This window comes from Sphingomonas bacterium, from assembly GCF_903643035.1.
In the GTDB taxonomy this organism is placed as follows: domain Bacteria; phylum Pseudomonadota; class Alphaproteobacteria; order Sphingomonadales; family Sphingomonadaceae; genus Sphingomonas.
This window is the reverse complement of the sequence record NZ_CAHJWW010000144.1, coordinates 1-7,116: the sequence shown is the minus strand read 5'-3', so window position 1 is coordinate 7,116 and position 7,116 is coordinate 1. Positions and strand designations below refer to the sequence as shown.

At 65.8% G+C, this 7,116-nt stretch carries 8 protein-coding genes; 7 read left to right on the top strand and 1 reads right to left on the bottom strand.

Going from position 1 to position 7,116, the window contains the following annotated elements; translation table 11 throughout:
- Positions 1-133 precede the first annotated feature (133 nt).
- From HUV01_RS10045 to HUV01_RS10030, 4 genes are all read left to right on the top strand, one after another.
- A complete protein-coding gene (locus HUV01_RS10045) occupies positions 134-490 on the top strand; it encodes a cupin domain-containing protein (RefSeq protein ID WP_217430976.1) in 357 nt (118 codons plus the stop codon).
- Positions 491-704: 214 nt separating this feature from the next.
- On the top strand, positions 705-2,021 hold the full coding sequence (locus tag HUV01_RS10040) for a DUF2254 domain-containing protein (protein ID WP_174298130.1): 1,317 nt from the start codon (positions 705-707) through the stop codon (positions 2,019-2,021).
- On the top strand, positions 2,021-2,386 hold the full coding sequence (locus HUV01_RS10035; protein ID WP_174298129.1) for a DUF1622 domain-containing protein: 366 nt from the start codon (positions 2,021-2,023) through the stop codon (positions 2,384-2,386). The genes HUV01_RS10040 and HUV01_RS10035 overlap by 1 nt, the downstream gene beginning before the upstream one ends.
- A gap of 14 nt (positions 2,387-2,400) precedes the next feature.
- Complete coding sequence (locus tag HUV01_RS10030) at positions 2,401-3,348, top strand: mechanosensitive ion channel family protein (RefSeq protein ID WP_174298128.1); 948 nt, start codon at positions 2,401-2,403, stop codon at positions 3,346-3,348.
- 7 nt (positions 3,349-3,355) lie between these two features.
- Here the strand turns inward: HUV01_RS10030 and HUV01_RS10025 are convergent, their stop codons facing one another.
- Positions 3,356-4,237, bottom strand: coding sequence for a YihY/virulence factor BrkB family protein (locus tag HUV01_RS10025; RefSeq protein ID WP_174298127.1), 882 nt, complete (start codon positions 4,235-4,237; stop codon positions 3,356-3,358).
- Between the two features lie 581 nt (positions 4,238-4,818).
- On the opposite strand from HUV01_RS10025, the gene HUV01_RS10020 reads away from it, so the two are divergent.
- The 3 genes from HUV01_RS10020 (at position 4,819) to HUV01_RS10010 (ending at position 6,955) form a co-directional block, all read left to right on the top strand.
- Positions 4,819-6,195, top strand: a complete 1,377-nt coding sequence (locus HUV01_RS10020) for a PAS domain S-box protein (protein WP_302480041.1) — start codon at positions 4,819-4,821, stop codon at positions 6,193-6,195.
- Positions 6,192-6,521 (top strand): hypothetical protein, encoded by a 330-nt coding sequence (locus tag HUV01_RS10015; protein ID WP_254606548.1) that lies wholly within the window; start codon positions 6,192-6,194, stop codon positions 6,519-6,521. Before HUV01_RS10020 ends, HUV01_RS10015 begins: the two co-directional genes overlap by 4 nt.
- Before the next feature lie 83 nt (positions 6,522-6,604).
- Positions 6,605-6,955, top strand: a complete 351-nt coding sequence (locus tag HUV01_RS10010) for a response regulator (protein WP_174298126.1) — start codon at positions 6,605-6,607, stop codon at positions 6,953-6,955.
- The last annotated feature ends 161 nt before the right edge of the window (positions 6,956-7,116 follow it).

The following is a 7,116-nucleotide window of genomic DNA, read 5'->3' as shown; positions in this document are numbered from 1 at the left end:
CGCCTGACATCGCCAAGGCGGCCGCGCGCTCATTGTCGAGCAGATGCGCGCTGTTTCACCGTCTAATCGGGTTCGTTCTGAGCCTAAGTGAGGATTCCAAATGACCAGACGCGACTTCGATCCGACGACGATCGTGCCGGACCACCGCCCCGCTGCAAAGGCGCGGCTGTTCGCGTGCGACACCAGGGAACCGTGGCGCGGTGTCGTCGCTGGCGTCGCGCTTGGAAGCTCGGTCACTGTATTGACGTATGGCACCGATACGGTCGGCTTGGGACCGGTCCTTCACGTCCACCCCTACGATGAGACATTCGTCATCGTCGCCGGTTGCGCCCGCTTCTTCGTCGGCGATGGCGTTATCGAGGCTGCGGCGGGTGAGATCGTGCTGGGACCAGCAGGTGTGCCTCACCGGTTCGAAAACATAGGCCCGGGGCGTCTGCAGACGATCGACATCCACCATTCGCCGACGTGGATACAGACCGACCTCGGTTGATGATCTGCAGCCTCAGCTTACATGCTGACCCATAAGGCGACATTCAACCCATCTTTGCAGCGCTTCGAGAGCAGACCCTCATTCATCCTGATGCTTAGCTTGATCGGGTTGAAGCGGACTTTGCCATCCAGCGGCAGATCGACCTTCTGCTCATGACATCCGGCCGCCGCTGTCAGCCCTATTATAATTTTCGTATTGTCGTCATGAAGCGCCGATGACGGCACGTCTGCGCCAGATCGTTAGTAGTATCGCCGAGACCTTCTGGCTGCTGCCCGCGGCGATCGTCGTCATCGGCGTCGTCCTCGCCGTCGCGCTGGTCGAGGTCGACCGCGCCGGACTCGTGCCGCAGACGCTGATCGACAGCCGCTGGCTGTACAACGGCGGCGGCACCGGCGCGCGAACGCTGCTCGGGGCGGTTGCCTCGTCCACCATCGGCGTCGCGGGGACGGTTTTCTCGATCACCATCGCTTCGTTGTCACTGGCCGCCGGGCAGATGGGGCCGCGCCTGCTGAGGAATTTCGTCCGCGACCGCGGCAACCAGGCGACGCTCGGCATCTTTCTCGGCACCTTTTCCTACGCGCTGATGGTCCTCCGCAGCGTCCGGACCCAGAGCGAGGGCGAGTTCATCCCGCATCTGTCGATGAGCGTCGGCATCGCGCTGGCGTTCGTCTGCGTCGGCACGCTCGTCTACTTCGTCGGCCATACGGCGAGCCGGATCAACGTCGACACTGTCGTCGAACTGGTCAGCGCTGATTTGACCCGTGCCATCGGCCGGCTGACCACCGCCGGACCGCCGACTGAGGTTTGGCGACCCACCGCCAAGGTCGCCGCCGACGCCGTCGCTATCGCTGATCCCCGTCGCGGCTACCTGCAGCACTTCGATGCCGATCGCCTTGCCGACTGGGCGGCTTCACGCGGCGCGGTAGTCACGCTCCTGGTTCGGCCGGGAGATTATGTCTTCCCGGGCGCTGCGATCGCGTGGGTCGCGCCGCCGGTCGCCGGCGCGGCGGCGGCGATCACCCGGGCGACCGCGCTCGGGTCGCAGCGGGTTAGCGCCGAGGACCTCGAGTTCGCTGTGCGCCAGTTGGTCGAGGTCGCAGTCCGGGCATTGTCTCCGGGTATCAACGACCCGCACACGGCAATGAGCGTGCTCGATCGGCTCGGTGCGGCGCTATGCGATATCGCCGGCCGCGCCCTGCCGATCGGAGTGACGATGCGCACTGGCGGCGGCGTGGTTGCGCCGGCGGTTGATTATGACGGGCTCACCGACACGATGTTCCACATGATCCGGCAGAATGCGGACGGCAGCGCCGCGGTGCTCATACGATTGAGCGAGGTGCTGACCGCCACGGCGGGCTGCGAGCGCGACGTGGCTCGGCTGGCGACGCTCCATCGACATGCCGACCTTGCTCTAGCCGACGGAACACGCGGCATTGCCAACGCCGCCGATGTCGCCGATCTGAAGCAGCGTCACGAACTTTTCGTGGCGCTGATAGGCGAACGGCAGCTGCCCCGTGTTGAGGCCGAGTGATGATCGAGTTGCTCAAATCGATCACCCTTCTTCTCGCTGCCGGGGTCGAGGGCGCGGCGGCATTGCTCATCGGCGTAGCGGCGATCGAAGCCTTCGTCAGCGCGATATGGCTGTTTATTCCGCGCTCACCCGTTCCTGACGCGCCTGACGCCAAGGAGGTCGTCCGCCTGCGCCTCGGTCGCTGGCTGGCCCTGTCGCTCGAGCTCGAGCTGGGGGCCGACATCCTCCGCACTGCCGTCGCGCCGACATGGACGGAGATCGGCCAGCTCGGTGCCATCGTCGTCCTGCGGACCGCGCTCAACTACTTTCTCCAGCGCGAGATCGACCAGGCCGAGGCGCGACGGACGCCCCCCGGAACGCCATGACGGAGACGGGTGCCATGCATTTTCTCGGCATAGACTGGGTCGGCCTCAATGCCGACAACAGGCGCAAGCTGCTGCTGTCGCTCGCCTTCGTCGCCGTTGTCCTGGTGGTCAGCCGACTGCTTCGCTGGTTGATCGGGGTCGTCCTGAACAGCACCGAGCACGCCACGGTCCAGTCGAAGTTCTGGATGCGGCAGGCAATCAGCCTGCTCGCGACGATCCTGCTCCCGCTCGGCCTGCTGTCGATCTGGTTCAGCGATCCGACGCGGCTGGCTACCGCGCTCGGTCTGGTCTCGGCCGGACTCGCCTTTGCCCTGCAACAGCCGGTGACGGCACTCGCCAGCTACTTCGTCATCCTTCGCGGCGGCACCTTTACCGTCGGCGACCGCATTTCGATGGGCGGCGTTCGCGGCGATGTCATCCGCCTCGGCTTCATCCAGACGACGATCATGGAGATGGGCCAGCCGCCAGCGGTCGAGGACGCCGACCCGGCGATGTGGGTCAAGAGCCGCCAGTTCACCGGCCGCATCGTCACCGTCAGCAATGCCAAGATCTTCGCCGAGCCGGTGTTCAACTACACCCGCGACTTCCCCTACATCTGGGAGGAGATGGCGATCCCGATCACCTACACCGCCGACCGCGTCGCCGCCGAACGCATCATCCTCGCCGCCGCCGGAGCGCACGCGATCCCGCCCGACTCGATCGCCGCCGAGGCCAAACGCGACCTCCAGGACCGCTTCGGTGTTACCCCGGTCGATTTCACGCCGCACGTCTATTACCGCATCACCGACAACTGGCTCGAGCTGACGGTGCGCTTTGCCGTCCACCTCCGCGGCATCCGCAACGTCAAAGACGCGATGGCGCGCGACATCCTGACCGAGTTCGACAAGCTTGGGATCGGCATCGCCTCGTCGACCTACGACATCGTCGGCCTGCCGCCGGTCGAACTGCGGGGACCGCGATGAACGATGGCTATCGACCCGACCGTACGCCGCCTCTCGCGGCTTCACGTTCGAGCTCGGCCCCCAGGAGCAGGACGTACGCTGACAGGTAAAGCCAGAGCAGCAGGACGACGACCGCGCCGAGCGAGCCATAGGCTGCGCCGTAGTGCCCGAAGTTCTTGGCGTAGAGGCCGAAGCCGAAGGTGACGGCGAGAAAGCCGACCATGGTCACGACCGCGCCCGGCGTCACCCACTGCCAGCGGGCGTGGCGTCGCGCCGGGGCGTATCGATAGAGCAACGCCACCGCGGTCAGCGCGAGGAGGGCGGTGGCCAGTCCTGAACCGCCCTTGATCACCGCCGCCATGACCGGCGAGCCGCCGATGCTGTGGCCGAGCGCGGCGAACAGCGACCCTGAGATCAGCGCGACCACGAAGACGAGAACCCCCGCCGCGGTCACCGCGGCGTTGACCAGCGTGCCGCGGACGAAGCCGCGGTCGTCGGGCACCTCGTAGGCCACGTTGAGTGCGATGACGACCGCCCCGGCTCCCTTCATCGCCCCGTAGAGGGCGAGGACCAGGGCAAGCGCGAGGCCAAGACCCTTCTTGCCCGTCGCCGTGGTGACGACGCTGGTCAGCTGATCGTCGATCAATTTCGCGGCGTCGGCCGGGACATGCTGGACGATCGCGCGCATCTGGCTGGCGACCTCGTCGGGGCCGGTGACAAGGCCATAGGTCATGACCAAGGCCCCAAGCGCCGGGATCAGGGTAAGGAAGCCGTAATAGGCCACGCCCGCCGAGATCAGGCCGAGGTTATCCTTCGCCGACTCGTGATATACCCGGACCAGCGCGCGGCCCCAGCCTGTCAGCGGAAGCCGGGCAGGCGAAGACGCGAGTGGGGCGGAGGGCGGCGGCATCGCCGTACCCTGTCGCTGCCAAGGCGCCATGGCAAGCCGCCGGTATCGCAACGACATGCTCGCGACACGCGCGGCGACATCAATGCGATGAGCGGCACAGCTATCAACGGGTCGATTCAGTCTCAGGCACTCCCAGAAGCTTCGGCTACCAGAAAGCGGCTACCTGTTCACCACCCGTACCCGCCCCCACCGCATAGTCTTGATGCCTCAGTCGAGCGAGCTTTCGCCGCACAGCGCAGCGACCTTGGCTTGATCGAGCGATGTGGACAGCCAGGCATCGCCATGGCAGCGGACTATGTGACGACGGTCGAGTTGGGCAATTTTCGCCGATCCATCTGACGGCTCCGCCATTCATTCAGGAGTGGTCTGATGCACTTTCAGTCGATCTGACCAGCTTGGTTCCCGCGACGCAGCGCACTAACGGGAGGTACGGGCATGTGGCTTGATCCAATAGGCTCAAGAGGCTAGCGGTCGAACGATTGGGACAGAGCGCGAACCTTGATGCGATAGCACTTCTTGGTGACGATCCGGCAGCTGAGATAATCTCGCTCGCACATCGGCTTGGGTCAGGCGATCCGTTCGTGGTCGGCTGCCGCGACGCCATCCTGCCGATGGCAATCAGCGATCCGAACCAGCCCGACAACCCGATCGTCTACGTCAATCCGGCTTTCGAGGCGCTCACCGGCTACGCGCGCGAGGAGGTGCTCGGCCGCAACTGTCGCTTCCTCCAGGGGCCGATGAGCGACGGTGTCGAGCTCGCACGGCTGCGCGATGCGATCGGCAAGCGGGAGAAGGTCTCGGTCGATCTTCTCAACTACCGCAAGGACGGCTCGCCGTTCTGGAACCGGCTGCTCATCACGCCGGTGTGCGAGGACGACGGCACGCTGCGCTACTTCTTCGCTTCGCAGCATGACGTCACCGCCGAGCGCGAGCGGGTGACGGCGCTGGAAGCCGAGCAGCTCGTGCTGCTCGCCGATGCGGAACAGACCCGGGCCCGCCTGGCCGATAGCGAAGCCCGACTGCACTTCGCGCTGAAGGCCGGCCAGCTCGGTACCTGGGCGCTCGATCCCGCGACGCACCACCTCGACGCGTCCTCGAGCTGCAAGGGGGCATTCGGCTACGATCCTGAGGCGACCTTCGGCTTTGCCGAGTTTCAGGCGACGGTCCATCCGGACGATCGACCGCTGGTGCTTGCGGCCGTCGAGGCGACGACCACCGCCGGCGCCCCTTACGACATCGAGTATCGCATCCTGACGCCTGCCGGAGAGCAACGGTGGATCGCGGCCCAAGGCGAGCTCCTGAAACGCAGGGATGGCAGCCCATTGAGCATGACGGGGTTCGTGACCGACATCAGCGCACGCAAGCATGCCGAGGATCACCGCCGACTGCTCGCGGGCGAGCTGACCCACCGTGTCAAGAACACGCTCGCGACGGTCAGCGCGGTCGTCAACCAGACACTGCGGAACGCCGCCAGCCTCGAGGAGGCGAGCGCGGTGGTCGGCGGGCGGATCGCCAGCCTGGCGACCGCGCACGAGCTGCTGCTGCGCGACGAGGTCGAGGGCGCGACGGTCGCAGACATAGTCGCCGGCGTGCTGCGGCCGTTCGATGGCGGCGATGGTAACCTCTACACGGCGCGCGGCCCCGATATCCGCCTGTCGCCTGCCGTGACGCTGGCGCTTTCCATGGCGCTGCACGAGCTGGCGACCAACGCCGCCAAATATGGTGCTCTGTCCACTACCGGCACCGTCGCGATCCGGTGGGATTTGATAGGGCAGAACGAGATGCGACGGTTCAGCTTCTCCTGGATCGAGCAGGGCGGCCCGCCGGTGACCCCGCCGACCCGTACGGGGTTCGGCTCCCGGATGATCGAGCGTGTCATGGCGCAGCATATCCGCGGCTCGGCCAGCATCGACTACCGGCCCGAGGGGGTGACGTTCACGATCGACGCCCCGATGTGAGCGAGCGTACGGCTGCGCCGCTGGTGACGCCGGATGGCCCCTACATCGTCGTCTGCGGCCGCCTCTGGCGGGCCAACCCCAACCTCAGCGAGGATGAACGCCAGTCGTTGGTGACGGCGCTGATGGCAGCCCGGCGGGCAGTCGCTCCGGCGTGGCGCGCCGGTGACGCTGGTGGTGAGGCCAGCGCCCGTGCGGCCGTCGATCGCGCGAAGCAGGGGGTGGGCAAGCGCGGACCGGCCTGGTGCACGGACGGCACTCCCGACCTGGATCGGCGCACGGCACGGAACACCGGCTATGCCGTATGGTACGCCGCGCATGGTGAATGAGCGACATGTCGAGATTATTACAGACGGATGGCGTCCGTAAGCGATCCTGAGCGGTTAGGTCATCACGCAACCCAGGAATGCTCATGTGCCATGTACTCGTCATCGAAGATGATTTCCTGATCGCGGACTACATCGTGCAGCTGGTGGAGGCAGCGGGTGCTACCTCCGTGTCGCAGGCAGTGACCCAGCAGGAAGCGATCGATCAGGCGCGTCAGCGCCGGCCCGAGCTCATCATGTCGGACGTCAAGCTGGTCGAGGGAACGGGTCCGCTCGCGGTGAAAACGATCCTGTTCGAGCTGGGCCCGATCCCGGTGATTTTCGTGACGGGTACGCCCGAAGACTGCGAGCCGTGCGACGCGCGGGCGGTGATCCTGGGTAAGCCGATCAACGAGCGTGAGGTCTTGCACCACTTTCGCCAGCTCGCGCCGGTCTGATCCTTCGTAGATTGGCCTCAATCAACTGGGGCAGTTCGGAACCACGGCGAGGCATTAGCGTAGCCAACTCTGATCTGCCAAAGAGGGCGCGGCGTGGGGACCCAAACGACGACATTGACCGCATCCTTAGATTTTGCGGAAGTCGGATGGTCGTTCATGAC

Bases quoted from the DNA above. Each gene is read 5' to 3' on its own strand.
- HUV01_RS10040 (WP_174298130.1), top strand. From the start codon at position 705: ATGACGGCACGTCTGCGCCAGATCGTTAGTAGTATCGCCGAGACCTTC.
- HUV01_RS10035 (WP_174298129.1), top strand. From the start codon at position 2,021: ATGATCGAGTTGCTCAAATCGATCACCCTTCTTCTCGCTGCCGGGGTC.
- HUV01_RS10030 (WP_174298128.1), top strand. From the start codon at position 2,401: ATGCATTTTCTCGGCATAGACTGGGTCGGCCTCAATGCCGACAACAGG.
- HUV01_RS10025 (WP_174298127.1), bottom strand. From the start codon at position 4,237: ATGCCGCCGCCCTCCGCCCCACTCGCGTCTTCGCCTGCCCGGCTTCCG.
- HUV01_RS10010 (WP_174298126.1), top strand. From the start codon at position 6,605: ATGTGCCATGTACTCGTCATCGAAGATGATTTCCTGATCGCGGACTAC.